The 24,945-nt window shown below is 65.1% G+C and carries 33 protein-coding genes; 28 read left to right on the top strand and 5 right to left on the bottom strand.

Annotated elements, in window-relative coordinates; translation table 11 throughout:
- The first annotated feature begins 22 nt into the window (after nucleotides 1-22).
- On the top strand, nucleotides 23-571 hold the full coding sequence (locus tag AC1DV8_RS01305) for a TetR/AcrR family transcriptional regulator (RefSeq protein ID WP_477148244.1): 549 nt from the start codon (nucleotides 23-25) through the stop codon (nucleotides 569-571).
- A 249-nt stretch (nucleotides 572-820) separates the two neighbouring features.
- Here AC1DV8_RS01305 and AC1DV8_RS01310 read toward each other — a convergent pair whose 3' ends face one another.
- Nucleotides 821-1,834 carry a Gfo/Idh/MocA family protein gene (locus tag AC1DV8_RS01310; RefSeq protein WP_477148243.1) on the bottom strand — a complete coding sequence of 338 codons (1,014 nt, stop codon included), beginning with the start codon at nucleotides 1,832-1,834 and terminating at the stop codon, nucleotides 821-823.
- A gap of 238 nt (nucleotides 1,835-2,072) precedes the next feature.
- Between AC1DV8_RS01310 and AC1DV8_RS01315 the strand changes: the two genes are divergently transcribed.
- The 4 genes from AC1DV8_RS01315 to AC1DV8_RS01330 all read left to right on the top strand — a co-directional run bounded on the left by AC1DV8_RS01315 (nucleotide 2,073) and on the right by AC1DV8_RS01330 (nucleotide 4,106).
- The gene (locus tag AC1DV8_RS01315; protein WP_477148242.1) at nucleotides 2,073-2,465 is read left to right on the top strand and encodes a DUF6152 family protein; all 393 of its coding nucleotides are present in this window, start codon (nucleotides 2,073-2,075) and stop codon (nucleotides 2,463-2,465) included.
- A 4-nt stretch (nucleotides 2,466-2,469) separates the two neighbouring features.
- On the top strand, nucleotides 2,470-2,940 hold the full coding sequence (locus tag AC1DV8_RS01320) for a DUF6644 family protein (RefSeq protein ID WP_477148241.1): 471 nt from the start codon (nucleotides 2,470-2,472) through the stop codon (nucleotides 2,938-2,940).
- A gap of 39 nt (nucleotides 2,941-2,979) precedes the next feature.
- Entirely contained in the window at nucleotides 2,980-3,360 is a 381-nt protein-coding gene (locus AC1DV8_RS01325) for a glyoxalase superfamily protein (RefSeq protein WP_477148240.1), read from the top strand.
- Between the two features lie 179 nt (nucleotides 3,361-3,539).
- On the top strand, nucleotides 3,540-4,106 hold the full coding sequence (locus tag AC1DV8_RS01330) for an acyloxyacyl hydrolase (RefSeq protein ID WP_477148239.1): 567 nt from the start codon (nucleotides 3,540-3,542) through the stop codon (nucleotides 4,104-4,106).
- 102 nt (nucleotides 4,107-4,208) lie between these two features.
- Here AC1DV8_RS01330 and AC1DV8_RS01335 read toward each other — a convergent pair whose 3' ends face one another.
- Nucleotides 4,209-5,156 (bottom strand): AraC family transcriptional regulator, encoded by a 948-nt coding sequence (locus AC1DV8_RS01335; RefSeq protein WP_477156185.1) that lies wholly within the window; start codon nucleotides 5,154-5,156, stop codon nucleotides 4,209-4,211.
- A gap of 78 nt (nucleotides 5,157-5,234) precedes the next feature.
- Between AC1DV8_RS01335 and AC1DV8_RS01340 the strand changes: the two genes are divergently transcribed.
- The gene (locus AC1DV8_RS01340) at nucleotides 5,235-6,086 is read left to right on the top strand and encodes an NAD(P)H-binding protein (protein ID WP_477148237.1); all 852 of its coding nucleotides are present in this window, start codon (nucleotides 5,235-5,237) and stop codon (nucleotides 6,084-6,086) included.
- Between the two features lie 16 nt (nucleotides 6,087-6,102).
- On the opposite strand, the gene AC1DV8_RS01345 is transcribed toward AC1DV8_RS01340, so the two are convergent.
- Nucleotides 6,103-7,296, bottom strand: coding sequence for a BaiN/RdsA family NAD(P)/FAD-dependent oxidoreductase (locus AC1DV8_RS01345; protein WP_477156186.1), 1,194 nt, complete (start codon nucleotides 7,294-7,296; stop codon nucleotides 6,103-6,105).
- 415 nt (nucleotides 7,297-7,711) lie between these two features.
- Between AC1DV8_RS01345 and AC1DV8_RS01350 the strand changes: the two genes are divergently transcribed.
- From AC1DV8_RS01350 to AC1DV8_RS01360, 3 genes are all read left to right on the top strand, one after another.
- A complete protein-coding gene (locus tag AC1DV8_RS01350) occupies nucleotides 7,712-8,752 on the top strand; it encodes an aspartate-semialdehyde dehydrogenase (protein WP_477156187.1) in 1,041 nt (346 codons plus the stop codon).
- A 226-nt stretch (nucleotides 8,753-8,978) separates the two neighbouring features.
- Nucleotides 8,979-9,854, top strand: coding sequence for an EamA family transporter (locus AC1DV8_RS01355; protein WP_477156188.1), 876 nt, complete (start codon nucleotides 8,979-8,981; stop codon nucleotides 9,852-9,854).
- Complete coding sequence (locus tag AC1DV8_RS01360) at nucleotides 9,851-10,303, top strand: N-acetyltransferase family protein (protein ID WP_477148233.1); 453 nt, start codon at nucleotides 9,851-9,853, stop codon at nucleotides 10,301-10,303. The genes AC1DV8_RS01355 and AC1DV8_RS01360 overlap by 4 nt, the downstream gene beginning before the upstream one ends.
- Before the next feature lie 95 nt (nucleotides 10,304-10,398).
- Here AC1DV8_RS01360 and AC1DV8_RS01365 read toward each other — a convergent pair whose 3' ends face one another.
- Complete coding sequence (locus AC1DV8_RS01365) at nucleotides 10,399-11,034, bottom strand: carbonic anhydrase (RefSeq protein ID WP_477148503.1); 636 nt, start codon at nucleotides 11,032-11,034, stop codon at nucleotides 10,399-10,401.
- Between the two features lie 73 nt (nucleotides 11,035-11,107).
- On the opposite strand from AC1DV8_RS01365, the gene AC1DV8_RS01370 reads away from it, so the two are divergent.
- Nucleotides 11,108-11,317, top strand: a complete 210-nt coding sequence (locus tag AC1DV8_RS01370) for a DUF1737 domain-containing protein (protein WP_477148232.1) — start codon at nucleotides 11,108-11,110, stop codon at nucleotides 11,315-11,317.
- Nucleotides 11,318-11,506: 189 nt separating this feature from the next.
- Nucleotides 11,507-11,749, top strand: coding sequence for a hypothetical protein (locus tag AC1DV8_RS01375; protein WP_477156189.1), 243 nt, complete (start codon nucleotides 11,507-11,509; stop codon nucleotides 11,747-11,749).
- Nucleotides 11,750-11,942: 193 nt separating this feature from the next.
- On the opposite strand, the gene AC1DV8_RS01380 is transcribed toward AC1DV8_RS01375, so the two are convergent.
- Nucleotides 11,943-12,536: an NUDIX domain-containing protein gene (locus AC1DV8_RS01380; RefSeq protein WP_477156190.1), complete on the bottom strand. Its 594-nt coding sequence runs from the start codon at nucleotides 12,534-12,536 to the stop codon at nucleotides 11,943-11,945.
- Nucleotides 12,537-12,693: 157 nt separating this feature from the next.
- On the opposite strand from AC1DV8_RS01380, the gene AC1DV8_RS01385 reads away from it, so the two are divergent.
- From AC1DV8_RS01385 to sucD, 17 genes are all read left to right on the top strand, one after another.
- On the top strand, nucleotides 12,694-12,924 hold the full coding sequence (locus AC1DV8_RS01385) for a hypothetical protein (RefSeq protein WP_477156191.1): 231 nt from the start codon (nucleotides 12,694-12,696) through the stop codon (nucleotides 12,922-12,924).
- A 147-nt stretch (nucleotides 12,925-13,071) separates the two neighbouring features.
- On the top strand, nucleotides 13,072-13,458 hold the full coding sequence (gene sdhC / locus AC1DV8_RS01390) for a succinate dehydrogenase, cytochrome b556 subunit (protein WP_477148228.1): 387 nt from the start codon (nucleotides 13,072-13,074) through the stop codon (nucleotides 13,456-13,458).
- Nucleotides 13,455-13,847, top strand: coding sequence for a succinate dehydrogenase, hydrophobic membrane anchor protein (sdhD, locus tag AC1DV8_RS01395; RefSeq protein WP_477156192.1), 393 nt, complete (start codon nucleotides 13,455-13,457; stop codon nucleotides 13,845-13,847). The genes sdhC and sdhD overlap by 4 nt, the downstream gene beginning before the upstream one ends.
- Before the next feature lie 4 nt (nucleotides 13,848-13,851).
- A complete protein-coding gene (sdhA, locus tag AC1DV8_RS01400; protein ID WP_477156193.1) occupies nucleotides 13,852-15,660 on the top strand; it encodes a succinate dehydrogenase flavoprotein subunit in 1,809 nt (602 codons plus the stop codon).
- 1 nt (nucleotide 15,661) lies between these two features.
- Complete coding sequence (locus tag AC1DV8_RS01405; protein WP_477156194.1) at nucleotides 15,662-16,507, top strand: hypothetical protein; 846 nt, start codon at nucleotides 15,662-15,664, stop codon at nucleotides 16,505-16,507.
- Nucleotides 16,504-16,929 (top strand): DUF3052 domain-containing protein, encoded by a 426-nt coding sequence (locus AC1DV8_RS01410; protein WP_477156195.1) that lies wholly within the window; start codon nucleotides 16,504-16,506, stop codon nucleotides 16,927-16,929. The genes AC1DV8_RS01405 and AC1DV8_RS01410 overlap by 4 nt, the downstream gene beginning before the upstream one ends.
- A 17-nt stretch (nucleotides 16,930-16,946) precedes the next feature.
- Nucleotides 16,947-17,234 carry a hypothetical protein gene (locus tag AC1DV8_RS01415; protein ID WP_477148223.1) on the top strand — a complete coding sequence of 96 codons (288 nt, stop codon included), beginning with the start codon at nucleotides 16,947-16,949 and terminating at the stop codon, nucleotides 17,232-17,234.
- A gap of 10 nt (nucleotides 17,235-17,244) precedes the next feature.
- Complete coding sequence (locus AC1DV8_RS01420; protein ID WP_477148222.1) at nucleotides 17,245-17,577, top strand: hypothetical protein; 333 nt, start codon at nucleotides 17,245-17,247, stop codon at nucleotides 17,575-17,577.
- Between the two features lie 4 nt (nucleotides 17,578-17,581).
- Nucleotides 17,582-18,364, top strand: a complete 783-nt coding sequence (locus AC1DV8_RS01425) for a succinate dehydrogenase iron-sulfur subunit (RefSeq protein ID WP_477148221.1) — start codon at nucleotides 17,582-17,584, stop codon at nucleotides 18,362-18,364.
- Nucleotides 18,365-18,410: 46 nt separating this feature from the next.
- Nucleotides 18,411-18,590, top strand: a complete 180-nt coding sequence (locus tag AC1DV8_RS01430) for a hypothetical protein (RefSeq protein ID WP_477156196.1) — start codon at nucleotides 18,411-18,413, stop codon at nucleotides 18,588-18,590.
- A 209-nt stretch (nucleotides 18,591-18,799) separates the two neighbouring features.
- Complete coding sequence (locus AC1DV8_RS01435; protein ID WP_477148219.1) at nucleotides 18,800-19,405, top strand: AprI/Inh family metalloprotease inhibitor; 606 nt, start codon at nucleotides 18,800-18,802, stop codon at nucleotides 19,403-19,405.
- Nucleotide 19,406: 1 nt separating this feature from the next.
- Nucleotides 19,407-20,555: a cell division protein ZapE gene (gene zapE / locus AC1DV8_RS01440; protein ID WP_477156197.1), complete on the top strand. Its 1,149-nt coding sequence runs from the start codon at nucleotides 19,407-19,409 to the stop codon at nucleotides 20,553-20,555.
- 150 nt (nucleotides 20,556-20,705) lie between these two features.
- Nucleotides 20,706-21,668 carry a malate dehydrogenase gene (gene mdh / locus AC1DV8_RS01445; protein ID WP_477148217.1) on the top strand — a complete coding sequence of 321 codons (963 nt, stop codon included), beginning with the start codon at nucleotides 20,706-20,708 and terminating at the stop codon, nucleotides 21,666-21,668.
- 17 nt (nucleotides 21,669-21,685) lie between these two features.
- The gene (locus tag AC1DV8_RS01450) at nucleotides 21,686-22,243 is read left to right on the top strand and encodes a hypothetical protein (RefSeq protein WP_477156198.1); all 558 of its coding nucleotides are present in this window, start codon (nucleotides 21,686-21,688) and stop codon (nucleotides 22,241-22,243) included.
- 37 nt (nucleotides 22,244-22,280) lie between these two features.
- On the top strand, nucleotides 22,281-23,474 hold the full coding sequence (sucC, locus tag AC1DV8_RS01455; protein ID WP_477156199.1) for an ADP-forming succinate--CoA ligase subunit beta: 1,194 nt from the start codon (nucleotides 22,281-22,283) through the stop codon (nucleotides 23,472-23,474).
- Between the two features lie 8 nt (nucleotides 23,475-23,482).
- Nucleotides 23,483-23,974: a DUF1579 family protein gene (locus AC1DV8_RS01460; protein WP_477156200.1), complete on the top strand. Its 492-nt coding sequence runs from the start codon at nucleotides 23,483-23,485 to the stop codon at nucleotides 23,972-23,974.
- Nucleotides 23,975-23,983: 9 nt separating this feature from the next.
- The gene (gene sucD, locus AC1DV8_RS01465) at nucleotides 23,984-24,892 is read left to right on the top strand and encodes a succinate--CoA ligase subunit alpha (RefSeq protein ID WP_477148214.1); all 909 of its coding nucleotides are present in this window, start codon (nucleotides 23,984-23,986) and stop codon (nucleotides 24,890-24,892) included.
- The last annotated feature ends 53 nt before the right edge of the window (nucleotides 24,893-24,945 follow it).

Raw genomic sequence — 24,945 nt, forward strand, 5'->3', positions numbered from 1 at the left:
TGGTATGCGAAGGAAAATCGACGTGGCGGAAATCGACAAGCAGGAGCAGATCCTTTCGGCGGCGCGGCGGCTCATCCTGCGCCAGGGTTTGCGCGCGACCTCGATGGAGGCGATTGCGGCCGAGGCGCGGGTCGCGAAACCTACGCTCTACAAATACTACGGGGATAAGAACGTAGTGTTCGAGACGATTGTCTCCGAGCTGATGGTGGAGCTGCACGAGGGGTTCGTGCGGGCACTGCGGGGAGACGGTGACCTGGTGGCGCGGCTTAGTGCGGCGCTTTCAGCCAAGTACGAGGCGATCGGGCGGCTGCTGGGGGATTCACCGCACGCGGAAGAGCTCTATGACGAGCACGAGAAGGTGCGGCCTGAGGTGCGGGCGACCGAGGATGTGATCGACGCGATGGTGGCCGAGGAGCTTGGGAAGGCGGGGGCGAAGGAGCCTGAGGCGCTGGCCCGGCTGGTGCTCGATGCGGCTTATGGGATCAAGCGGAAGGCGCGGACGGCCGGGGATATCGGGCCGGGGATACGGTTGCTGGTGGAGCGGTTGGTGGGGCCGGAGGTGCGGGGGTAGGGGGGCACACTTAGGCCGGCGCCGCCTGACCTTAAGGGGAGGGAGACGTCGGCAGCGACAGCCGGAGCGGGAAACGGCCTCCCTCTTGCGATTTCTAGGACTTAGCGAAGGGCTAAGCCCAAGAAATCGCCTTCTCCCCCGCAAGAGGGGAGATGGCTGAGAGAGCGGTGCTGGCGGCCGCCCCCTCCACCACCCGGCGGGTGGTCCCCCTTCCCCGCCATGCGGGGGAGGATCATGGAGAGACCGAGTTTAGACTTGGGCCCAGGCGCCGGTTTTTTCGCTTTTGAAGACCGCGTCGATGACCTTCATCGATTTGATGGCGTCGTCGACACCCCAGGGGAGCGGCTTGTTGCCGAGGACGGCCTGGGCGAAGGCTTCGGCCTGTTCGGTGTACTGGTCGCAGGGGGCGATGATCTCGCGGCGGCTGAGGTGGCCATCGGGCGCGTAGCCCGGGTCGACGAGCAGCGCGGTGGCGGTGTCGGCGGGGGCGTTGAACGGGATGACCAGCTCGACGCGGCCCTTGGTGCCGAGCAGTTCGAGGGACTGGTGGTTCACGGTCTGGGTGGAGCAGACGAAGCTTGCCTGCCTGCCAGCGCCGAAATCCATGATCACCGAGGCGAGGCGGTCGGTCTTCATGACCGGATCGCGATCGACCAGCGAGACGACGCGCTGCGGCTCGGCTTCAAACAGGTAGCGCGAGCCGGTGATCGGGTAGCAGCCGATATCGTAGATGCCGCCGCCGCCGATATCGGCCTGGTTGCGGACGTTCGTGGGGTCGGTGAGGTAATAGGTGAAGACCCCGCGCACGGCGCGTAGTTCACCAAGCTCGCCGGAGCGGGCGATCTCGCGGGCGCGGGCCCATTGCGGGTGCCAGCGGACCATAAAGGCTTCGTAGAAGATGATGCCGGGCGGCAGCTGGCGCAGCTGCTCGGCTTCGCCGGCGTTGAGCGCAATGGGCTTTTCGCAGAGCACGTGCTTGCCGGCCCTCGCGGCGGCGAGCGTCATGGGGACGTGCAGGTGGTTGGGGAGCGGATTGTAGATGGCGTCGACATTGGGATCGGCGAACAGGGCTTCGTAGCTGCCATGGGCCACTGCCTTGCCGGTGAGGCCAAGCTCGGCGATGTACTCTTCGGCCTTGGACTGGTCGCGCGAGGCGACGGCGACGACTTCGCTCGAGGGCGACTTCATGATCGCCGGCGTGACCTTCTTGAGGCCGATATTGGCGGTGGACAGGATGCCCCAGCGAACTTTCTTTTCTGCCATCGTTCCCTCCTCGAAATAGCCGGGGAGTCGTAGCGGGGTGCGATGCGCCCGTCCACTGAGACAGTGCCGCTGCACTATCGACCTTCGGTGGATGATCGGAGATGAACGGGAGATAGACGAAGGCTGAACGCGGAATTGGAGAGGATCAGGCCAAAGTGATGGTCGGGGCTCGGTGAGCGGGTTGACGCTCGGGCGTCCCGGCCTAGGGTTGAGTGGATCGACGGGAAGGAGGCCTGAGATGAGTATTGGAGGACTTTCTGTTCGTGGACTGCTGGCCGGGGTGATGCTGGCTTGCGTTCTGCCGGCGATGCCGGCCTTCGCGCATCATGGCTGGGCGTGGACCGAGGAGGCGTTCTTCGAGCTCACGGGCATCATCAAGTCGGTGTATGTCGGCAACCCGCATGCGACGATGGATGTCGACGTGGACGGCGTGGTGTGGCGGGTGGAACTGGCGCCGCCGGGTCCGACCATGGCGGCCGGGTTCACCGAGGAGACCGCGAACCCCGGCGACGAGGTGGTGGCGCTCGGCAACCGGTCGCTCGACCCGAACGAGAAGCGGATGAAGGCGGTGCGGATCACGGTGGGCGGCAAGGCCTACGACATCTATCCGTCGCGCGTGCCGGCGAACTAGCCGGATGGAGGCGTGGCTGGAGGCGATCGAGCAACTCGCCTGGGTGCGGGTGCTGAAGAGTTCGTTCTTCGCCTATCCGATCGTCAACGCCGTGCATGTGCTGGCGGTGGGGGCGCTGGTGACCTCGGTGGCGTTGATGGATCTCAGGGTCATCGGCGTGGTGCGGAGCGTGCCCGAGGCGCCGTTCGTGCGGCTGCTGCGCCGGGTGGCGCTGGGGGCGTTCGCATTCGCGGTGGCGACCGGCGTGACGATGTTCGCGGTGCGGGCGAGGGAATATGCGGTGATGCCGCTGTTTCTCGTGAAGCTGGGGCTGATCGGGGTGGCGGGCCTGAATTTCCTGGTATTTTCGGCGATCGACCGGCGGCGGGCGACGGGTGAACCAGCGCCCATGGTGGCGCGAGTGGCGGCGGGGGCGTCGATCGGGCTGTGGGTGACGGTGGTGCTGGTGGGCCGGTTCCTCGGGTATGTGGAATAAGGGCCGCTGTTGGCGGATGAGAGAATATCGAGGGACGCCATGGGGTTGAACTATATCCGGACGGTGCCGATCCTGCGCTCGTTCGACGAGGCGAAGGCTCGGGAGTTCTACGTGGACTGGCTCGGCTTCACGGTCGACTGGGAGCACCGCTTCGAGCCGGGAATGCCGCTCTACATGCAGGTGAGCCGCGACGGGATCGTGCTGCACATCTCGGAACATCACGGGGATGGCTCGCCGGGGGGCCAGGTGCGGATCGATTGCACCGGCGTCGCGGCGCTACAGGCCGAGCTGATCGCCAAGAAGTACAAGAACAACCGACCGGGGCTGGAGCGGCCGGATTGGGGCGGGCTCGAGTGCACGGTGGTGGACCCGGTCGGCAACCGGAAAGCGAGTGAGCGGGTCGCCGACATCTATGAGTGACAAGTCGTGCCTGCGGCGGGTAGTGCGACTTTGCAGTTGCAGGGCGGCCACAACCCCGATGTGGAAAGAAGACGCGGGGCCAAGAACCGGGCCGGCACACGCGGATTCTTGACCAGCACGATTGACTTGGCACGGCGCCCGTGGCGTCTTGCGGGCATCGTCAAACGGGGGCGGTTGCGATGCGTCGGCTAGTGCAGGGACTGACCATATTGCTGACGCTTGGGTGCGTCGGCACGGCCATGGCCCAGGATACTGGCTTTGGGGTCGACGAGGTCCGGGGCGGACTGTATTTCCACGGCTTCGATAAGGGCGACAATGCCTGGTTGCCGTGGATCGACTCGCAGATCCAGGATGCCAATGTCGAGTTGCTGTTCACGCCGTTCGACCTGGGCAGCTTCAATTCGTGGGGAGAGCTTCGGCCGCATGTCGGCGCCACGGTGAATTTCGCTGGCCTCGAGAGCATGGTCTATGGCGGCCTGAGCTTTACGTCGCATCTTTTCGATACGCCGCTGTTCATCGAGGGCACGTTTGGCGGCGCGGTGCACAATGGAGCATCGAGCGGCGCGGTGGCCCCGGCTCGTAACCTCGGCTGCCCCGTGCTGTTCCATGAAAGTGTCTCGGTCGGCTACGACGTTACCCCCGACCTGAGCGTGATGATCACCGCCGACCACATTTCCAATGCCGGGTTGTGCGACTTCAACCGGGGCCTCAGCAATATCGGCGTGCGCGTCGGCTGGAAGTTCTGAGGCTTGCCGGTATCGGTGCTGACCCCGCCTCGTGCGCGTTAAGCCACCTACCCGACGGCCCACCTACTCGTCCTTACATTCGCAGCCCTGGCCCCAGCGGCGTCAGCCCGCCTGCCGGCGGCGGTGCTGGCCGGGCGCAACTCCGCGCACGCGTTTGAACGCCTTGGCGAAGGCGAACTCGTTGTCATAGCCGACGCGATGGGCGACGAGACCGATGCGCTCGCCGCGCGACAGCAGGTCGGCGGCAAGGCTCATGCGCCAGCGGGTGACATAGCTGAGTGGCGGTTCGCCGACGGCGGTATTGAAGCGGCGGGCGAAGGCGGCGCGCGAGAGGCCGGAACGCTGGGCAAGACTGTCGACTGTCCATGGGTGCGCCGGATCGTCGTGTACCGCCCAGACGGCAGGGCCGACGACGGGATCCTGCAAGGCGCCGAACCAGCTATGGGCGCTGTGGGTGGCCTGTGTCGCGATCCAGTCGCGGAGGCCGTAGACGAAGAGCAGGTCGACCAGCCTATCGATCAGCAGAGCCGAACCGGAGCCGGCGGCCTCGGCCTCGGCGGCAAGCAGGCCGATGGCCGCGGCGAGCGGGCTTTGCGGCTCAGGACGGACGTGCAGCAGCTGCGGCAGGCCGCGCAGCAGCGGGTTCATACCGTCGGCGGAAAAGGAATAGGAGCCGCAGAGCACTACGCTTGGTGCGCCCGAGCCGCCGGTGGGGAGCGCGGTGCGCTCGCCTGGGGCAAGAGGCCTGACGCGATCGTGGAACTCGACGCCGTGTCCATCCGCGGTGTCGCTCAGCACATGGCCGGCACCGTGCGGGAAGATCACCATGTCACCGGTGGCGAGCGCCACGGTCGCCGAGCCATCGTCGAGCCGGGCGTAGCAGTGGCCTGCGGTAACCACGTGGAAGCCGGCGAGCTGGCCGAGCGCCTTGCCGAAATGGAGTCCCCAGGGCCCACCGAGCTCGAGCCGCGAGGAGAGGGCGCTGCCCAGGTGTACCGCTTCGAGCACTTCGGTGAGGACATCAAAGCGGGAGTCGAGACGTTCGAACATAAAGTGGAGCGTTTCATGCATTCATTGGAGCGTCAATCGATCCTATCTCCCGACTGCTGACAACAACAGGAGCAGAGAATGGCTGGATCGGTGCTGGTTTTGGGGGCGACGGGAAAGAGCGGGCGGCGGCTAGTGCCCGAACTCAAGGCGCGCGGGGCCGGGGTAAGGGCGGCGAGCCGCACGCCGGGCGAGGGCCAAGTGGAGTTCGACTGGCAACGGCCGCAGACATATGCCCCGGCGCTTGCCGGGATGGAGGCGCTGTATCTGGTGACGCCGAACGGCGTCGAAGATCCGAGCGCGATGGTTGACGCCCTGCTGGCCGAGGCCAAGGCGGCGGGGGTGCGGCGCGTGGTGGCGGTGTCGTCGATGGGGGTGGAGTTTCCGGGCGAGCCGGTGGAGTCGGGGCGGCTAAAGGTCGAGCGGCTGGTCAGGGACTCGGGACTGGAGTGGACAATGCTGCGGCCCGGCGGATTCAACCAGAACTTCTCGGAGGATTTCCTCAGGCCCGGGATCGTCCACATGGACATGGTCGCGACGGCGACCGGGGACGGCAAGGTGGGGTTCGTCGATGCTGGTGACATCGCGGCGGTGGCGGCGGCGGCGCTGAGCGAGGACGGGCACGTGGGCGAAACCTACGCGATCACCGGACCGGAGGCGCTGAGCTTTGCCGAGGCGGCGGCGATCATCGGGGAGGTGGCGGGGCGGCCGATCGGTTATCGCGAGATCGCGCCGGAGGAGTTGATGAGCGTTCTCGTCGGGGCGGGGGTGTCAGAGGACGAGGGGGCAGTGGTGGTGCGCAACCAGATCTCGATCCGCGACGGACATGGGGCGCGGCTGACCGATGTGGTGGAGCGGGTCACTGGGCGGCCGGCAGTGGGATTCCGCGACTACGCGACGGGAGCGAAGGGGGCTTGGGTTCGGGTGGCCTGAAAGGGGGCGCGGCGGCTCAGGCCACTTGTCCGGCGGCCCAGCCGCTGGCCCAGGCCCACTGGAAGTTGTAGCCGCCGAGCCAGCCGGTGACGTCGACGGCTTCGCCGATGAAGTAGAGGTTGGGGACGGTGCGGGCCTGCATCGTCGTCGAGTCGAGGCCGTCGGTGTCGATGCCGCCGAGGGTGACTTCGGCGGTGCGGTAGCCTTCGGAGCCGGTGGGCTTGATGGTCCAGCGGCGGAGCGAGTCCTCGATCTTTGCGAACGATTTGTCGCTCATGTCGCCCATCATGGTGGTGATGCCGATCTCTTCGGCGAGCATCTGGGCGAGGCGCTTGGCGAGGTGCTGCGACAGCACGGTCTGCAGCTGCAGTTTGGGGCTGTTGCTGCGAGCTTCGCGGAGGATTTCGTCAAGGCCGCCGTTGGGGAACAGGTCGATGACGATGGCATCGCCTTCGCGCCAGTAGCTGGAGATTTGCAGGATCGCCGGGCCGGAAAGGCCACGATGGGTGAAGAGCATGGCTTCGTCGAAGCTCTTCTTTCTCACCGAGATGCGGGTGGGATCGACGGCGATGCCGCTAAGGGGAGCGAGGCGCTCGAGGATGCGGGGCTCGAAGGTCAATGGGACGAGGGCAGGGCGGGTTTCGGTGACCTTGAGGCCGAACTGGGTGGCGAGCTGGTAGGCAAGGCCGGTGGCGCCCATCTTGGGGATCGACTTGCCGCCGGTGGCGACGACCAGCGATTTGCCGATCAGCGTTTCCTCGGCGGTCATCACGGTGAAGGTGCCGTCGGCGTGGGTGACGCTTTCGATCTCGGTGTCGAGCAGCAGGGTGCCCTGGGCCTTCTTCAGTTCGCTGACGAGCAAGTTGATGATCTGCTGGCTGGAGCCATCGCAGAACAGCTGTCCCAGGGTCTTCTCGTGGAACGGGATGGCGTACTGGTCGACCAGCGCGATGAAGTGTTCCGGCGTGTAGCGGGAGAGGGCCGAGAAGGCGTAGCGCGGGTTGTTCGAGAGGAACCGGTCGCGGCCGGCTTTCACCGTGGCGTTGATGTTGGTGAAGTTGCAGCGGCCGCCGCCGGAGATGCGGATCTTCTCGCCAGGGCTCTTGGCGTGGTCGACCACCAGAACCTTGCGGCCGCGCTTGCCGGCTTCGATGCCGGCCATGAGTCCGGCGGCGCCGGCGCCGAGGATGATGGTGTCGTAGGTTTGCATGGGGTGGGAAATACACGGAGTTCTGCGGCACGCATAGGGTAGGCGGATGCCTGAGAGCCTGGCCGCCCCCTCCACCGCCTCCGGCGGCCCCCTTCCCCGCCGCGCGGGGAGGATCCGCTGTGGCTCCTTCAGGTGATAGGCGATGTCCTATAGGTGATTGACTATTTGCGATTTCGGCGTAGAAACCCGGGGCCGGACAAGAGGATCGGGTTGCGGGATGCGCAAGACCCACCACATCACTGTGACGAAAGCGGAGGCCATGGGTCTTCGCCGTTTCGTCATGGCGGGGACAAAAACCACCAAAACCCCCTGAGCCGATCCCCGGGCAACTCCCGCCGGGGAGCGGCCGGATGCCATGTGCCGCGGACCCGATAGGTCCAGCGCGGGGGAATGAAGGCAAAGAGGAAGTTTCCAAATGGGTTATCGCGTCGCCGTCGTCGGAGCCACAGGCAATGTGGGCCGGGAAATGCTCAACATCCTCGCCGAGCGGAAGTTTCCCGCGTCCGAGGTGATCGCGCTCGCTTCGTCGCGTTCGCAGGGCCAGGAAATCAGCTTCGGCGACAAGCGGCTGAAGGTGCAGAACCTCGAGAATTTCGACTTCAAGGGCGTGGATTTTGCGCTGATGAGCGCCGGCTCGGCCATCGCCAAGGAATATGGCGAGAAGATCGGGGCGACCGGCTGCATCGTCGTCGATAACTCGAGCTTCTGGCGCTACCACGGCGACGTGCCGCTGATCGTGCCGGAGGTCAACGCGCATGTGCTCGACGAGTACATGGCGCGGAACGACCGCAAGAACATCATCGCCAACCCGAACTGCTCGACGGCGCAACTGGTGGTGGCGCTGAAGCCGCTGCACGATTTCGCGACGATCAAGCGCGTGGTGGTTGCGACCTACCAGTCCGTCTCCGGCGCCGGCAAGGAAGGCGTCGACGAGTTGTGGGACCAGACCAAGAGCGTGTTCGTCAACAACAAGCTCGAGCCGCGCAAGTTCACCAAGCAGATCGCCTTCAATGTCATCCCGCACATCGATGTGTTCATGGAGGACGGCTACACGAAGGAAGAGTGGAAGATGGTGGCCGAGACCAAGAAGATCCTCGACCCCAAGATCAAGCTGACCGCCACTTGCGTGCGCGTGCCGGTGTTCGTCGGCCACTCCGAGGCGGTCAACCTCGAGTTCGTCAATCCGATCTCGGCCGATGAGGCACGCGATATCCTGCGCGAAGCGCCGGGCATCTCGGTGATCGACAAGCGCGAGGCCGGTGGCTACTCGACGCCGGTGGAAGCGGCGGGTGAGTACGACACGTTCGTTTCGCGCATCCGCGAGGATGTGACGGTGGAGAACGGGCTCTCGATCTGGGTGGTGAGCGATAATTTGCGCAAGGGCGCGGCGCTGAACACGGTGCAAATCCTCGAGACGCTGATCGAGCGCAAGCTCGTGGAGAAGAAGGCGGCCTAAGGGCTGCTGACTGAGACTTTAGCCGCCCCCTCCACCACCCGACGGGTGGTCCCCCTCCCCCGCCACGCGGGGGAGGATCACGGAGAGGCTGGCGTGAACCCGTCGCTCCTCGCTTTTGCTCGGATCGCGCTGCACTGCGTGGCGCGGACCCCTCATCCGGCGCTCCGCGCCACCTTCTCCCACAAGGGGAGAAGGCAGAAGCCGATAGATCGAGGCTCGCTGCCCAATGCCCCCCCGCCACATCTTCCTCGCGCTGTCCGTCGCTCTGGTCTGGGGGCTGAGTTTCATTGCCATCCGGTGGGGCGTCGATGAGGTGCCGCCGCTGCTGCTGACGGCGGTGCGCTATGTGTTCGCGGCCGTGCCGGCGGTGTTTTTCGTCAAGCGCCCGGCGGTCGGGTGGCCGTTGCTGGTTGGCTATGGCTTCGCCATCGGGGTGGGCCAGTTCGGGTTGCTGTTCCTGGCGATCAAGCTCGGCATGCCGGCGGGGCTCAGCTCGCTGGTGATCCAGCTGCAGGTGTTCTTCACGATCTTCCTGGCGTTCGCGTTTTTCGGCGAGCGACCGAGCCTCGCGCAACTGGGCGGGGCGGCGGTGGCGCTGGTGGGGATCGGGGTGATCGCGGTGGAGCGGCTGGAAGGGGCAGCGCTGCTGCCGCTCTTGCTGACGATTGGCGCGGCCGGTTGCTGGGGCTTGGGCAATATGGTGGGGAAGGCCGCGGGGCGCATCGACATGCTGGGGTTCGTGGTGTGGTCGGCGCTGGTGCCGCCGATCCCGCTGTTCCTCGCCTCGCTGCTGCTCGATGGGCCGGGAGCGATCCCGCTGGCGATGTCGCAGCTGACGATCAAGGGCGTGGGGTCGATCGCCTTCATGGCCTATATCGCGACGCTGTTCGGCTTCGGGGCATGGGCATGGCTGCTCAGCCGCTATAGCACGAGCCAGGTTGCGCCGTTTGCGCTGTTCGTGCCGGTAGCGGGGATCGCGGGCGCTGCGTTGTTCCTCGGCGAGGGCATCACCGGGGTTGAGATCGTGGGCAGCGCGCTGGTGTTTGCCGGGTTGTTGCTCAACGTGTTCGGCCCGCGGCTGTTCAGGCGGGCGCCGGCATGATCACGCTGCGGCTGGCGGTGGAGGCGGATGCGCCGGAGATTGCGGCGCTGTTCGCGACGTCGCGGCGGTTGCTGACGTTTTTGCCGGACCTCCATACCGTCGAGGAGGACCGGGTCTATGTGCGCGACAAAGTGCTGCGAGATTTCCGGGTGACGGTGGCGGAGCGGGACGGCTCGATCGTCGGGTTCATGGCCGAGCTCGAGGGCTGGATCGAGCATCTCTATATCGATGCAGCGCAGCTTCGTTCGGGTGTTGGATCGGTGCTGGTTGCCGATGCGCAATCGCGCAACGAGGACCTGCAGTTGTGGTGCTTCGCCAACAATCTGCGCGGGCGGGCGTTCTACGAGCGAATGGGGTTTGAGGCGGTGAAGTTCACCGACGGGGCCGCCAACGAGCAGAGGGCGCCGGATATCCTGTATCGGTGGGAGCGGGAGTTTGGGAGCGGGTGAGGGGTGCCGACTGGCTGCCCGGTGCGAGCCGACCCCCACCCCCGTCCCCTCCCCGCAAGGGGGAGGGAAACGCCACACGAGCCGCGATGCGGAAACTACTCCGGACGATAGAAATCGCCGTCGGCGTTCATGACCCAGAGTTCGCCGGTGGAGATGTCGAACCAGGCGCCGTGGACGGCGAGCTTGCCTTCTTCCTCGAGCTTCTTGACGTAGGGGAAGGTCCGCAGGTTGTTGATCGAGTGGCGGATCGAGAAGCGCTCGAGCATGGTCTGGCGCTCCTTGTCGGTCAGCAGGGTGTACTTGGACACGGCGTCCGACACCGGGGCCAGCATGCTCATCCACTTGCCGATGAAATCGCCCTGGGCCAACGGGCCGGTATCGGGGGCGAGGGCGGCCTTTATGCCGCCGCAGCGGCCGTGGCCCATCACCACGATATTGCTGATTTCGAGCGCGTTGACGGCGAATTCGATCGCCGCCGAAGTGCCGTGCTGGCCGCCGTCGGGTTGGAAGGTGGGCACCAGGTTCGCGACGTTGCGGAGCACGAACAGCTCGCCCGGACCGGCGTTGAAGATGGTCTCGGGCGCCGCGCGACTGTCGCAACAGGCGATGATCATGGTGGTAGGGGATTGGCCCCGATCGGCCAATTGCCGGTAACGGCCCTGCTCAGGGTCGTAGCGGTCGGACATGAACGACTTGTAGCCGTCGAGCAAAAATGCTGGAAACCGATCCATGCCGCAGCGATTAGCGGTTACTGAAGGCAATTTCAATCGCCCGGGGCAAAGAGGGCGAGCAAAGGAGTAGTGCATGTTGATCTATCGCTTCCTCTCGGGGGAGGACGATTCAGCCTTCTGCCACAAGGTGACCAAGGCGCTCAGCGAAGGCTGGGTGCTGCACGGTTCTGCCAGCTATGCGTACGACGCAATGAACAAGAAGATGAAATGCGGGCAGGCGGTGACCAAGGTGGTCAGCGACCAGCCCTATGACGCAGACAAGAAGCTGGTCGACTACGTCTAGGCTTTGGTTTGGTCGCCCAGGTGGATGCGTCGCAGCGCGTCCATCTGGGCGACAACTGCTCCCGGCCCGCCGCGTCCCATGAGCGGCGCGCTAAACCGATTATGAACGGTGGGTTCAAGGCAGGTTCGGACGGGTGGAGCTAGAAGGGGACAAAACGCGCAGGGATGCGCCAGGTTTTGAGGCCCCGAAATGCAGATCAAGTTTGTCGTCGCCGCTATCGGACTTGTCGCCCTGGCGTTGCCGCTCGCGGTGTTTGCCAGCCAGCCGAAGCTCGAAGCGCTGAAGCCGGCGCCATCGCTGGCCAAGGCGCAGGTGCTGTCGATGCTGCTGCTCGATCCGCGTGAGAGCGGCGCCGAGTTCAGCGTGAAGCTGCCCGAGGGGTATGCGACGCTGGATGTGGATGCGGATCCGTTTGGGGTGGTTGCCAACTAATATCGGGGCTCCTATCCTCCCCCGTCCAGGGGAGGTGCCGTTTTGTGGGCGGGCTTGATCGAGCTCCAAGTACTGACGTCATCCCCGCGTAGGAGGGGACCCATTGTGGTCTCTCCACTTCGCTGCGCGTCGAAGCATCCCACTGGGTTCCCGCCTTCGCCGGAATGACGCCGGAGGGGTGGAGGGGGGCGCCTCAGAGGATCCCCTTCAGCCTGACATGCTGCAGCAGCATGATGGTCTTGGCGTCGGCGATTTCGCCGGAGGCGATCATGCCCAGCGCCTGGTCGATGCCGAGTTCCAGCACTTCGATGTCTTCGCCTTCGTGTTCGAGGCCGCCGCCGGCCGAGACTTTCGAGTCGGCGTCGTATTCGGCGAGGAACAGCGAGAGCTTTTCGGTGACCGAGCCGGGGCTCATGTAGGCGCTCAGCACCAACTCGACGTCGTGGACGCGGTAGCCGGATTCCTCTTCGGCTTCTTTCTTTGCCGTGGTGACCGGGTGGTCGCCGTCTAGCTTGCCGGCGACGACCTCGATGAGCCAGCCGGGGTCGCCACGCGTACCCGGCTCGCCGTGGGCGAAGACCGGGTAGCGGAACTGGCGGGTGAGGATGACGGTGCGCTGGGTGCGGTTGTAGAGCAGGATGCCTGCGCCATCGCCGCGATCGTAGGTTTCGCGGACCTGGCGCTGCCATTCGCCGTTGCGGCGCTTGAGCTCGATGGTGGTCTTCTTGACCAGCCCCCAGTTGTTCGAGAGCACCTCTTCGCCGAGCACTCGTACTTTCTCGTTCACGTCGTCAATCCTCAATGGAACCGCTCACAAACACCATGCGTTGGTGAACCGATTGTGAATAGCGGCTTCAGCGCAGAGCCATTCGCGGCACGTTAGAAGTCTCATCAAGCAGCGGAAATCTCGAACACAGGGATCGCCCGCAACAAGGACGAAAGAGATGGGCAGACTCGCAGCGGGAACGGTCATTGCACTCGCGATCCTCGCGATGAATGGCAACCTGGTGCGGGATGTCCTGGCGGAGGACAGCCAGCGGCTGATCGCCTCGACCACGCTTTCGTCCGCCACCCCGGTGGCGTCCGGACCCAGCAGCGAGCGGGTGTTGAGCTTGTTGCTCACACTCGAAGCGCTGCGGGCCGCGCCGGAGGTGCTCGCCGGCCCGCGCCGCTAGAGATGCACTCAGCGCATAGCGGGACGAAAGTGCAATGCTCCGCATAAGCAGAGCCTTTGACCTTCCTGCAAAGCGTCGCTAGAAGTCTCGAACCATTCCAAACTGGGGCGCCCGGCCTTCTCCCGGCGGGCGAGGCGCGAGACTAGCATGGCTCCTTCTTCACGGCCGCTTTCGCCGCATCTTTCGATCTACCGCTTTACGCTCACCATGACGATGTCGATCGTGCACCGCGCGACCGGCATTGCGCTTTATGGCGGCACGCTGCTGCTGGCGCTGTGGCTGGTGGGGGCGGCGATCGGCGGCGGGTTCTTCGATTTCGTCACCTGGCTGTTCGGCATGTGGCTGGGGCAGCTGGTGCTGTTCGGCTACACCTGGGTGCTGTTCCACCACATGTTCGGCGGCATCCGGCACTTCGTCTGGGATGCGACCAAGGCGATGGACGCGGCCGGGCGAGAGCTGATCGTCCGCATCCAGCTCGGTGCTTCGATCCTACTGACGCTGATCGTCTGGGCAATCTTCGTGTGGTTCAAATGAGTTCGGCCAAGCCCACGCGGGCACAGATCCAGACGCCCTCGACGCATTACGGCCGGGCCAAGGCGTCGACCCGGCACTTCATCACGCAGCGCATCACCGGCGCGATCAACATCCTGTTCGCGCTGTTCATCATCTGGTTCGTCGTCAGCCTCGCGGGCAGGGCGCCGGCCGAGATGATCGCGCTGGCGCGCAACCCGTTCGTCGCGATCGGGCTGGCGCTGCTCATCGTCAATGTCGCCGTGCACATGCGGATCGGCATGCGCGAGGTGATCGAGGACTACATGAACGGCGAGCCCAACCGCCTGGCGCTCGTTGCCAACAACGTCTTTGCCGTCTTCATCGTGGTGGTGGTGCTCGGCGCCATCGCCAAGCTCGTCTTCTGGGGTTAGCCGCATGGCCGCTTACGAGATCATCGACCACGAATTCGACGTGGTCATCGTCGGTGCTGGCGGCGCCGGGCTGCGCGCTACGCTGGGCATGGCTGAGCAGGGGCTGAACACCGCCTGCATCACCAAGGTGTTCCCGACCCGCTCGCACACCGTGGCGGCACAGGGCGGCATCGCCGCGTCGCTGGGCAATATGGGCCCTGACTCGTGGCAGTGGCACATGTACGACACCGTGAAGGGGTCGGACTGGCTGGGCGACAACGACGCCATGGAGTATCTGGCGCGCGAGGCCCCGGCGGCGATCTACGAGCTCGAGCACTATGGCGTGCCGTTCTCGCGCACCGACAAGGGCACGATCTACCAGCGGCCGTTCGGCGGCCATATGACCGAATTCGGCGACGGCCCGCCGGTGCAGCGCACCTGCGCGGCGGCCGACCGCACCGGGCATGCGATCCTCCACACGCTCTATGGGCAGTCGCTCAGGAACAACGCGCAGTTCTTCATCGAGTATTTCGCGCTCGACCTGATCATGGGCGCCGATGGCAGCTGCCAGGGCGTGATGGCGTGGAAGCTCGATGACGGCACGCTGCACCGGTTCCGGGCGAAGCTCGTGGTGCTGGCGACAGGCGGCTATGGCCGGACGTATTTCTCGGCGACATCGGCGCATACCTGCACTGGCGACGGCAACGGCATGGTGGCTCGGGCCGGGCTGCCGCTGCAGGACATGGAGTTCGTGCAGTTCCACCCGACGGGCGTGTACGGCGCAGGTGTGCTGATCACGGAGGGGGCGCGCGGCGAGGGCGGCTATCTCACCAATTCCGAGGGCGAGCGGTTCATGGAGCGCTATGCGCCGAACGCCAAGGATCTGGCGAGCCGCGATGTGGTGAGCCGCTGCATGACGATCGAAATCCGCGAGGGGCGGGGCGTGGGGCCGAAGAAGGACCACATCTTCCTGCATCTCGACCATCTGGATCCGAAGGTCCTTCACGAAAGGCTCCCCGGGATCACCGAGAGCGCCAAGATCTTTGCCGGCGTGGACCTGACGCGCGAGCCGATCCCGGTGCTGCCGACGGTGCACTACAATATGGGCGGCATCCCCGCGAACTATCACGGCGAGGTGCTGAACCCGACCGAAGGCGATCCCGACCGCGTGGTGCCGGGGCTGATGGCGGCGGGCGAAGCGGCCTGCGCTTCCGTGCACGGGGCGAACCGGCTCGGCTCGAACTCGCTGACCGACCTCGTGGTGTTCGGACGCGCGGCGGCGCTGCGGGCGGCGAAGGTGGTGGACAAGGGCTCGATGGTGCCTGCGGCGGTGGCCTCGGAGGACGAGCGCATTCTGGCGCGGTTCGACCGGCTGCGGCATGCCAATGGCTCGTCGCCGACGGCGCAGGTGCGCGACAGAATGCAGCGCATCATGCAGGAAGACGCCGCGGTGTTCCGCACGTCGGAGTCGCTGAAGTCGGGCGTCGAGCGCATCAACGCGCTCTATGGCGAGCTGGGTGATCTCAAGGTTTCGGACCGCTCGATGATCTGGAACTCGGACCTGGTGGAAACGCTGGAACTCGAGAACCTGATGGCCTGCGCCGCGACGACGGTGGTTTCGGCCGAGGCGCGCCACGAAAGCCGCGGCGCCCATGCGCATGAGGACTTCCCGAGCCGGGATGACGTGAACTGGCGGAAGCACACGCTGAGCTGGATCGATGATGCCGGCAAGGTGGAGCTGGGGTATCGGCCGGTGCATGTGGACCCGCTGACGCCGGAGAGCGAGGGCGGGATCAGCCTGAAGAAGATCGCGCCGAAGGCGCGGGTGTATTGAGGTGAGGGGGCTGGCGCTGATACTCGCGGCGCTCGCACTTGCTCTCTCAGCAGCGCAAGGGGCCGAAAGCTCTGCGCCGGCGCCGAGGACCTTGGCCGGCTGCTGGGACCTGCAGGAGGCGGAGGACACGCCGATCCTGCCGTCGTCGATTTGTTTCGAAAGCGCCTCGGAGATTTCTGTCACCGTGATGGGCTGGGGCGAGGGGTTCGGCGGCGACGGTCGCTACAGACTGGAGCGCAACCGCATCGAATTCAGCACCGACCTGCAATGGGAAGGCTGGCTTTGGAACGACGAAGGGCAGGATCGCTTTTCGTGTGAGCTGACCACGGACACGGTTGACCAGATCAAGATCAGCAACTGTTCGGAGGGCGTGGCTGATGCGACCTTTATCAGGGTGCCGGCGGACGAGAGGGTCCGCGGATTTCCTCACCATCGCGATGGAACGGTAGCTGAGGTTGCGACCGCCCTCCACGGTTGCTGGACGTGGTCGGCGCAAACCATCACCGACTACGACAACTGGATCACCATGTGTTTCGAGCGAAGCGGGCTCCTGCGAGTAACGGAGGATCGGGGCGTGACGACGCTGGACGGTTTCCAGCGAGCGCCTACGATGGTCCGGGACGCTCACTACCGTTTCGAAGGTGAACGACTCGTCATCAACAGACCTAGTGGTGGCGGTTGGTTCTTCCATGCTGCTCAGTTCGATTGCGACGTGGTGATCAAGCCGGGCGCGAAGCTTCGGTTGGCTGCGTGCAACGGCGTCAGGAGCGCTGACGGGGGCGGACGGGAAGGCTTTAGTATCGATCTTCAGCGTCAAGTGCCGAAGGGCACGGAGCCGAAGCCGTGACCGTCCCCGGCTATTCCGGCACGCCGCTGCCGCAGAAGCTCGGGCTCAAGGATGGGCAGCGGGTGCTGTTTCTTGCGTTGCCGGAAGAGCTTGAGGAGCTGGCGACGGCGCGGGATTTTGCTGAGGTTCGTGAGGTCGAGTGGGACGGTTGGCGTGGGACCGGGGGCTGGGACTATATCCATGGCTTCACCGCCTCTCGCGGAGTGCTGGAAGACAATGCGCGGCCGTTGATGGAGGCGATTACCCGGGATGGGGTGATCTGGATCTCATGGCCGAAGAAGGCGGCGAAGGTTCAAACCGACATCACGGAAGATGTGATACGCGAAGTGGTGCTGCCGATCGGGTTGGTCGATATCAAGGTGGCGGCGGTCAGCGAGATCTGGTCGGGTTTGAAACTGATGATCCGCAGAGAATTGCGGTGAGACAAACGGGGCGAATGATGAAGCGGGTTTTGGTGGCGCTGCTGGCGCTGGGGATGCTGGGCGGCGTGGCACAGGCGGCGCCGAGCGAGGCGCAGAAGGCCGATTTCTACAAGACCTGCATGGGCATCGCTTCGGACGATGCGCTGTGCAGCTGTAAAGCCGATGCGGCGATGACGCTGATCGACGAGGAATTCATGGCGATGGTGATCGCCTCGATGAAGGGCAAAGCGCCGCCGGCAGGCCAGTACTCGGCCTATAACACCTACGTCGCCAAATCGAACCAGATCTGCAAGCCGAACTACTGAGGAAAGCCCTGTGTCGCTGAAGCATACGAGAGCCATTGGACTGATTACCGGCGCGTTCGCGACGTTGTGGCTTGCGGGGTGCGGCGGGCTGTCGGCGGATGCGCAGGCGGTTGCCGATTCCTGTTCGAAGGTGCCGGGCGCGACCGCGGAAAGCTGCCAGTGCTACGCCAAGGAACTGTCGGCCAAGCTGAAGCCGGAGCTGATGAAGCTCGCGACCTACGCGCAGACCGACCCCGGAAAACTGTTCGATCCGGCAGTGATCGGCAATTTGAGCGCCAATGACGTGATGGCGGTGACCAACACGTCGGCCGCGGCGCTCAAGACGTGCAAAGTTGTAGGATAGGGCCATGGCTGAATTCACGCTCCCCAAGAACTCGCGGATCATGCCGGGCAAGACCTGGGCGAAGCCGGCAGGGGCGACGCGGCTCAAGGAATATCGGGTGTACCGGTACGATCCGGACTCGGGCGAGAACCCGCGGCTCGACACGTATTTCGTCGATCTCGACGATTGCGGTCCGATGGTGCTCGACGGGCTGCTGTGGATCAAGAACAAGGTCGATCCGACGCTGACGCTGCGCCGCTCGTGCCGCGAGGGCATCTGCGGCTCGTGCTCGATGAATATCGGCGGCGCCAACACGCTTGCCTGCACCAAGGGCATGGACGATTTCGCCGGGCATATCAGCGTCTACCCGCTGCCGCACATGCCTGTCATCAAAGACCTGGTGCCGGACCTCACCACCTTCTACGACCAGCACCGCTCGATCGAGCCGTGGCTGAAGACCACGACGCCGACACCCGAGAAGGAATGGCTGCAGACGCGCGACGACCGCGCCAAGCTCGACGGGCTCTACGAGTGCATCCTCTGCGCCTGCTGCTCGACTTCGTGCCCAAGCTACTGGTGGAACGGCGAGAAATATCTGGGCCCAGCAGTGCTGCTGCAGGCCTATCGCTGGCTGATCGACAGCCGCGACGAGGCGACCGAGGAACGGCTCGACAACCTCGAGGATCCGTTCAAGCTCTATCGCTGCCACACCATCATGAACTGCGCCAAGGTCTGCCCCAAGGGGCTCAATCCGGCCAAGGCAATCGCCGAGATCAAGCAGATGATGGTGACACGGGAGTTCGCATAAGCTGTTTGAGACCATCGCCGAGATCGAGGATCCGTCCGTCGCCCGCGTGCTGATCGCGGCGCTGAAGGCGCATGGGTTTCATCCGAAGGAAGGCGGCGACAGCGGCTTGCCGGGGCTGCCGGGGGTGTATGGGCCGAAGGGCATTCCGATCGAGCTGCCGGAGGAAGAGGCGGGCGACGGCAAGCTGCTCGCCGATGCGCTGGTGGCGGAGATGCTGAGGCGGTAGGGGGCCGATCCGTCCGAGCGTGTTGCGCCTCCACCCTTGATCCCTCCCCGCAAGGGGGAGGGAGACGCAGCGGCGGCTGCGGCGACGACTCCCTAACTCTGCCACATTGATCGTCGCATAGGGGAAGCGGGGCTTTGGCGGTTGACGGCGTTGCCGTTCAGGCTGTATCGCCGGTCACCAATTCTTAACCATCTGGCGGAGCAGGGCCGATGATGAGTTCGAGACGCGCAAGCGTTTCCATGGTGGTGATTGCCGGTTTGGCGCTTGCGCTGAGCGGCTGCGCCTCGAGCGGCGTAACCACTTCCAGCATCGCCTCGGCCGAGACCATCACCCCGATCCAGAACACGCCGGTCGCGAGTTCGGACCTCAACGCGCTGCCGGGCACGACCGTGCAGCCGGGCGCGATTGCCCAGCCGGCGCCGCTTGGTGCGCCGGGGCAGATCGGGCAGCCGGCGCAGGTGGCGAGTGCCGATGGTTCGTTCGCGACGCTGGGCTCGGTGCCGCAGGCGCCGGGGCGGGATCTCTCGACCGGGCTGACCGTCGAGAAGCTGCTGGGCGGCTGGACCGTGGTTTCGGGCGCCGAGCAGTGCAAGCTCAACCTTACGCAGACGGCGAAATCGGGCACGTCGCGCTATCGCGCCTCGACGCCGGGTTGCGCTCTCGCCGGCCTGAAAGTGGTGGCGAGCTGGCAGCTGGTGGGCAGCCAGGTGCAGTTGTTCGACGAGGCCGGTGACATCATCGCCTCGCTGATCCTCAGCGGCAGCCAGTTCATCGGCACTCTGGCCGGCGGCCAGGGCATCACGATGGTCGGCTAGCTTGGCTAGCCGGCGGCGGGGGCCTGCAGGCACACCAATCACCGACAAACTGAACGCGCTGACCAAGGGCGGCGCGCTCACTCCCGATCCATTGCAGTTCAAGGCAGCGGCGGCGCTCGATCGCGTGGCGGTAGAGTTTGCCGCCCAGAACGGCTCGCGCGGATTTCTCGGCGGGCTGTTCGGCGGGCCGGAGCCGGTGCGCGGGGTGTATCTCGTCGGGCAGGTCGGGCGTGGCAAGACCATGCTGATGGACTTGTTCTTCTCGCTGGCGCCGACGACAGAAAAGCGGCGGGTGCATTTCCATGAGTTCATGGACGAGATGCACGAGGCGATCGCGAAATTCCGCAAATCGGCGAAGGGCAAGGCGGATAGCGCCGACCCGGTCGCGGCGGTGGTGAAGCCGTTGCTGGACGAGGTGCGGCTGCTGTGCCTCGACGAGTTCCAGGTGCAGGACATCACCAACGCGATGCTGCTGGGGCGGCTGTTCGACAAGCTGTTCGCCGGCGGGGTGACGATCGTTGCGACGTCGAATACACGGCCGGACGATCTTTACGAGAACGGGCTCAACCGGCAACTGGTGCTGCCGTTCATCGCCGAGTTGAAGCAGCACGCGGAGATCGTCGAGCTCGATGGGCCGACGGATTATCGGCGGCTGAAGTTCGAGGGCGAGGCGGTTTATCACTATGGCGCGGGGCCCGAGGTCGATGCGGCGATGGACCGGCTGTGGCTGAAGCTCACCGGTGGCGCCGAGGGTGAGCCGGCGGAGCTGCATTCGCTGGGGCGGGTGATACCGGTGCCGCGGGCGGCGATGGGGGCGGCGCGGTTTACATTCGCCGAGCTTTGCGAAGCGCCGCTTGGCGCGCGCGACTATCTGAAGCTCAGCCACGCCTACGAGGCGGTGATGATCGATCATGTGCCGCAGTTCGACCGGTTGAAATCGAACGCGGCGAAGCGGTTCATTCTGCTGGTGGATACGCTCTACGATCGTGGGGCGAAGCTGGCGGCGAGCTTTGCGGTGCCGCTCGATGAGCTTGGACAGGACGACAAGACAAAAGCCGAGTTCGCGCGCTGCGTATCGCGGCTAATCGAGATGCAGTCGGCGGAGTATCTAGCGGCGCCGCATCGCGGGGATGGGGCGGCGCTGCACTAAGTGTCGGACTCGTCAACTTGCCCAAGGAATGGGCAATTTCCGATGTGATGAAAACTCAGCCGGTAGGACGTACGGCTGACTTGCCCCCGTCACCCTCTAGGGTTAATAGGAGCGCGCAATTTCCAGCATAAGCAAAACGGGGTTCGGTGGATGGCGCGCAAGAAGATCGCTCTGATCGGTGCGGGACAGATTGGTGGCACTCTGGCTCTGTTGGCCGCGACCAAGGAGCTGGGCGATGTGATCCTGTTCGACGTGGTCGACGGCGTGCCGCAGGGCAAGGCCCTGGATCTCAGCCAGTCCGGCCCGGTCGAAGGCTTCAACGCCACCCTCAAGGGGACCTCGGAATACAAGGACATCGTCGGCGCCGACGTGGTGATCGTCACCGCTGGCGTGCCGCGCAAGCCCGGCATGAGCCGCGACGACCTGCTCGAGATCAACCTCAAGGTGATGGAGCAGGTGGGTGCGGGCATCGCGAAGTACGCGCCTGAGGCGTTCGTCATCTGCATCACCAATCCGCTCGATGCGATGGTGTGGGCGCTGCAGAAGTTCTCCGGGCTGCCGGCGAACCGGGTGGTCGGCATGGCGGGCGTGCTCGACTCGTCGCGCTTCCGCCACTTCATCGCCGATGAGCTCAAGGTTTCGGTGCAGGACGTGAACGCGTTCGTCCTCGGCGGCCATGGCGACACCATGGTGCCGCTGGCGCGCTACTCGACCGTTGCGGGCATTCCGCTGCCGGACATCGTGAAGATGGGCTGGATGAGCAAGGAAAAGCTCGAGCAGATCATCCAGCGCACTCGCGATGGCGGCGCCGAGATCGTCGGGCTGCTGAAGACAGGTTCGGCGTTCTATGCGCCGGCGACGTCGGCGATCGAGATGGCCGAGAGCTACCTCAAGGACAAGAAGCGCATCCTGCCGTGCGCCGCCTATCTCAAGGGCGAATACGGCGTGAAGGGCACCTATGTCGGCGTGCCGGTGATCCTGGGTGCCGGTGGCGTCGAGAAGGTCGTCGAGATCTCGCTGTCGGGCTCCGAGCAGAAGGCGTTCGATAAGTCGGTGGCCGCGGTCAACGGCCTCGTCGAGGCCTGCAAGAAGATCGCGCCGAAGCTCGCGTAACTGGCAAGGGGGACGCCGTGCGCGCCCACCGGACTTTCCTCATCGTGCTGACCATGCTCGCCGCAGCCGCGGCGGGTCCGGCGTGGGCACAGAGCACCTACACGACGCTCGACCTCGACGCGTGCAAGGTGCTGAAAGTCTATGAGGAAGGCGGCGGGGCAGACCTGCGTTGCGACGGCCATGGCTTGTTCGACGTGTTCGTCTCGGAAGGCGACGCCCGGATGGATGTCGATTTCGGCGTCCGCAACGAGGCGTTCCAGACGTTTTCGGCCTTCAACAATCTCGGCAAGACCATCGAGTGGCTGGACGATGAAGATGGCGTGCAGGCTGCCGTCATCCGCTTCCTGATCGATGCCGACGGCCGCAAGGCGGAGGCGCTGGTGGTCAGCAAGGTCGGCACTCCGGACGCACCGGGCTGTGTCGTTGCGGTGGTCGACGCTGCGGCGGAGCAGGCCAACGGCACGGCACGGGGACTCGGCGCCATGGCGAAGTTCTTCGACTGCGACAGCGACAGGATCGTAATCGTCCCGGGGGCTCGGGCCCTCGTCGCCGATTTCAGCGGGGCCAACCAGTGATGGTGGCAAGCCGCGTATTTGGTACAGGAGAATTCAGGTGAACATCCACGAACACCAGGCCAAGGCGCTGCTGAAGACCTACGGGTTGCCGGTGGCCGATGGGGTGGCGATCTTTACGCCGCACGAGGCAGAGGCTGCGGCGCTGGAGCTGCCGGGTCCCCTCTATGTGGTGAAGTCGCAGATCCACGCCGGCGGGCGCGGCAAGGGCAAGTTCAAGGAACTTCCCGCCGATGCCAAGGGCGGCGTGCGGCTGGCGAAGTCGGCGGCGGAAGTCGCTGCCAATGCCCAGGAAATGCTTGGGCATACGCTGGTGACCAAGCAGACTGGCCCGGCTGGCAAGCAGGTCAACCGGCTCTACATCGAAGACGGCGCCGACATTGCGCGCGAGCTCTACTGCTCGCTGCTGGTCGATCGCTCCACCGGTCGGGTGTCGTTCGTGGTCTCCACCGAAGGCGGCATGGACATCGAGGCGGTTGCGCATGACACGCCGGAAAAGATCATCGCGGTCGATATCGACCCGACGGTCGGCGTCACGGCCAAGGACGTTGCAGAGATCGTTGCGGCGCTGAAGCTCGATGGCTCGGCGGCGGAAGATGCGAAGTCGGTGTTTCCGGCGCTCTACAAGGCGTTCGTCGAGACCGACATGTCGCTGCTCGAAGTGAACCCGCTGATCGTGATGGCGAACGGGCACCTGCGCGTCCTCGACGCCAAGGTGAGCTTCGACAACAACGCCGCGTTCCGGCATGCCGAACTGGCGCCGCTGCGCGACCTCACCGAAGAGGATGCCAAGGAGATCGAGGCGTCGAAGTTCGACCTCGCCTACGTGGCGCTCGACGGCAATATCGGCTGCATGGTCAACGGCGCCGGCCTCGCCATGGCGACGATGGACATCATCAAGCTCTATGGCGCCGAGCCCGCCAACTTCCTCGACGTCGGCGGCGGCGCATCGAAGGAGAAGGTGACGGCGGCGTTCAAGATCATCACTGCCGACCCGGCCGTCAAAGGCATCCTGGTCAACATCTTCGGCGGCATCATGCGCTGCGATATCATCGCCGAAGGCGTGATCGCCGCGGTGAAGGAAGTGGGCCTCAAGGTGCCGCTGGTGGTGCGTCTCGAAGGCACCAACGTCAAGGAAGGCAAGGCGATCCTCAATTCGTCCGGCCTCAACGTGATCTCGGCCGACGACCTCGACGACGCGGCGCAGAAGATCGTCGCGGCGGTCAAGGGCTGAGCATCGGCATGAGCGCTTCCACGGCTTCCCTTGCCACAGGCCACGAGCGTCTCCAGGCGCTGGTTGGTGCATGGCAGGGCGAGGAGGAGATGTCTGCAACGCAGTGGGCACCGGCCGGCCTCGCGACCGCCGAGTTGGTGACCGAGCCGGATTGCGGCGGCCTTTACGTCGTGCAGCGCTATCGCCAGGCGCGCGACGGCAAGCCGTCGTTCGCGTCCCACAACGTCTTCGCCTTCGACCGGATGGACGGGTCCTACAAGCTCTACCAGTTCGACTCGATGGGCTTCATGCCGGTGCCGGCTTCCGGTGCGTGGACGGGTGACGAACTCGTCATGGTGCGCACTTCCGAGCGCGGCTCGGCGCGCGTCAGCTACTTCTTTGACAGCCAGGACAGCTACCGCACGTGGCTGGAGTTCCGACCCGCTGGCGCCGCGGACTGGCAAGACATGGCGAAAGGCACGTTCCGGCGTGTTTCGCCTTCCTCTCTAACCATCTCGTAAAGGGCCGCAATGTCCATTCTCGTCAACAAAGACACCCGCGTTCTGGTGCAGGGGCTGACCGGCAAGACCGGGACGTTCCATACCGAGCAGGCGCTGGCCTATTACGGCACCAAGATGGTGGGGGGCGTGAACCCCAAGAAGGCCGGCGAGGTGTGGACCAGCGGGCTCGACGGCTCGGCGACACTGCCGGTGTTCGCGACCGTTGCCGAAGGCAAGGAGCGCACCGGGGCGACCGCATCGGTAGTTTATGTGCCGCCTCCGGGGGCAGCCGACGCCATCATCGAGGCGATCGACGCCGAGATCCCGCTGATCGTCTGCATCACCGAGGGCATTCCGGTGCTCGACATGGTGCGGGTGAAGGCGCGGCTCGACAAGTCGAAGTCGCGGTTGCTCGGGCCGAACTGCCCGGGCGTCCTGACGCCGGAAGAGTGCAAGATCGGCATCATGCCGGGCTCGATCTTCTCGAAGGGCTCGGTGGGCATTGTTTCGCGATCGGGCACGCTTACCTATGAGGCGGTGTTCCAGACCACCAATGCCGGGCTCGGCCAGACCACTGCGGTCGGCATCGGCGGCGATCCGGTCAAGGGCACCGAATTCATCGATATGCTCGAGATGTTCCTCGCCGACGAAGAGACCAAGTCCATCATCATGATCGGCGAAATCGGCGGTTCGGCCGAGGAAGACGCCGCGCAGTTCCTGATCGACGAAGCCAAGCGCGGCCGCAAGAAGCCGATGGCCGGGTTCATCGCCGGGCGTACTGCTCCGGCGGGCCGGACCATGGGCCATGCCGGCGCCGTGATCTCCGGCGGCAAGGGCGGCGCCGAGGACAAGATCTCGGCAATGGAACGTGCGGGCATAAAGGTGTCGCAGTCGCCTGCGAGGATTGGCCAAACCCTCGCGGAAGTTCTAAAAGGCTAACCCGAGGGCGACAAACCGATGATTGGGCGCGGGCAAAACCCCGCGCCTTAACG

The organism is Devosia sp. P3_B2 (genome assembly GCF_056402875.1).

Bases quoted from the DNA above. Each gene is read 5' to 3' on its own strand.
- AC1DV8_RS01310 (WP_477148243.1), bottom strand. From the start codon at position 1,834: ATGGCAGAAAAGAAAGTTCGCTGGGGCATCCTGTCCACCGCCAATATC.
- AC1DV8_RS01315 (WP_477148242.1), top strand. From the start codon at position 2,073: ATGAGTATTGGAGGACTTTCTGTTCGTGGACTGCTGGCCGGGGTGATG.
- AC1DV8_RS01320 (WP_477148241.1), top strand. From the start codon at position 2,470: ATGGAGGCGTGGCTGGAGGCGATCGAGCAACTCGCCTGGGTGCGGGTG.
- AC1DV8_RS01325 (WP_477148240.1), top strand. From the start codon at position 2,980: ATGGGGTTGAACTATATCCGGACGGTGCCGATCCTGCGCTCGTTCGAC.
- AC1DV8_RS01330 (WP_477148239.1), top strand. From the start codon at position 3,540: ATGCGTCGGCTAGTGCAGGGACTGACCATATTGCTGACGCTTGGGTGC.
- AC1DV8_RS01335 (WP_477156185.1), bottom strand. From the start codon at position 5,156: ATGTTCGAACGTCTCGACTCCCGCTTTGATGTCCTCACCGAAGTGCTC.
- AC1DV8_RS01340 (WP_477148237.1), top strand. From the start codon at position 5,235: ATGGCTGGATCGGTGCTGGTTTTGGGGGCGACGGGAAAGAGCGGGCGG.
- AC1DV8_RS01345 (WP_477156186.1), bottom strand. From the start codon at position 7,296: ATGCAAACCTACGACACCATCATCCTCGGCGCCGGCGCCGCCGGACTC.
- AC1DV8_RS01350 (WP_477156187.1), top strand. From the start codon at position 7,712: ATGGGTTATCGCGTCGCCGTCGTCGGAGCCACAGGCAATGTGGGCCGG.
- AC1DV8_RS01355 (WP_477156188.1), top strand. From the start codon at position 8,979: ATGCCCCCCCGCCACATCTTCCTCGCGCTGTCCGTCGCTCTGGTCTGG.
- AC1DV8_RS01360 (WP_477148233.1), top strand. From the start codon at position 9,851: ATGATCACGCTGCGGCTGGCGGTGGAGGCGGATGCGCCGGAGATTGCG.
- AC1DV8_RS01365 (WP_477148503.1), bottom strand. From the start codon at position 11,034: ATGGATCGGTTTCCAGCATTTTTGCTCGACGGCTACAAGTCGTTCATG.
- AC1DV8_RS01370 (WP_477148232.1), top strand. From the start codon at position 11,108: ATGTTGATCTATCGCTTCCTCTCGGGGGAGGACGATTCAGCCTTCTGC.
- AC1DV8_RS01375 (WP_477156189.1), top strand. From the start codon at position 11,507: ATGCAGATCAAGTTTGTCGTCGCCGCTATCGGACTTGTCGCCCTGGCG.
- AC1DV8_RS01385 (WP_477156191.1), top strand. From the start codon at position 12,694: ATGGGCAGACTCGCAGCGGGAACGGTCATTGCACTCGCGATCCTCGCG.
- sdhC (WP_477148228.1), top strand. From the start codon at position 13,072: ATGGCTCCTTCTTCACGGCCGCTTTCGCCGCATCTTTCGATCTACCGC.
- sdhD (WP_477156192.1), top strand. From the start codon at position 13,455: ATGAGTTCGGCCAAGCCCACGCGGGCACAGATCCAGACGCCCTCGACG.
- sdhA (WP_477156193.1), top strand. From the start codon at position 13,852: ATGGCCGCTTACGAGATCATCGACCACGAATTCGACGTGGTCATCGTC.
- AC1DV8_RS01415 (WP_477148223.1), top strand. From the start codon at position 16,947: ATGAAGCGGGTTTTGGTGGCGCTGCTGGCGCTGGGGATGCTGGGCGGC.
- AC1DV8_RS01425 (WP_477148221.1), top strand. From the start codon at position 17,582: ATGGCTGAATTCACGCTCCCCAAGAACTCGCGGATCATGCCGGGCAAG.
- AC1DV8_RS01435 (WP_477148219.1), top strand. From the start codon at position 18,800: ATGATGAGTTCGAGACGCGCAAGCGTTTCCATGGTGGTGATTGCCGGT.
- mdh (WP_477148217.1), top strand. From the start codon at position 20,706: ATGGCGCGCAAGAAGATCGCTCTGATCGGTGCGGGACAGATTGGTGGC.
- AC1DV8_RS01460 (WP_477156200.1), top strand. From the start codon at position 23,483: ATGAGCGCTTCCACGGCTTCCCTTGCCACAGGCCACGAGCGTCTCCAG.
- sucD (WP_477148214.1), top strand. From the start codon at position 23,984: ATGTCCATTCTCGTCAACAAAGACACCCGCGTTCTGGTGCAGGGGCTG.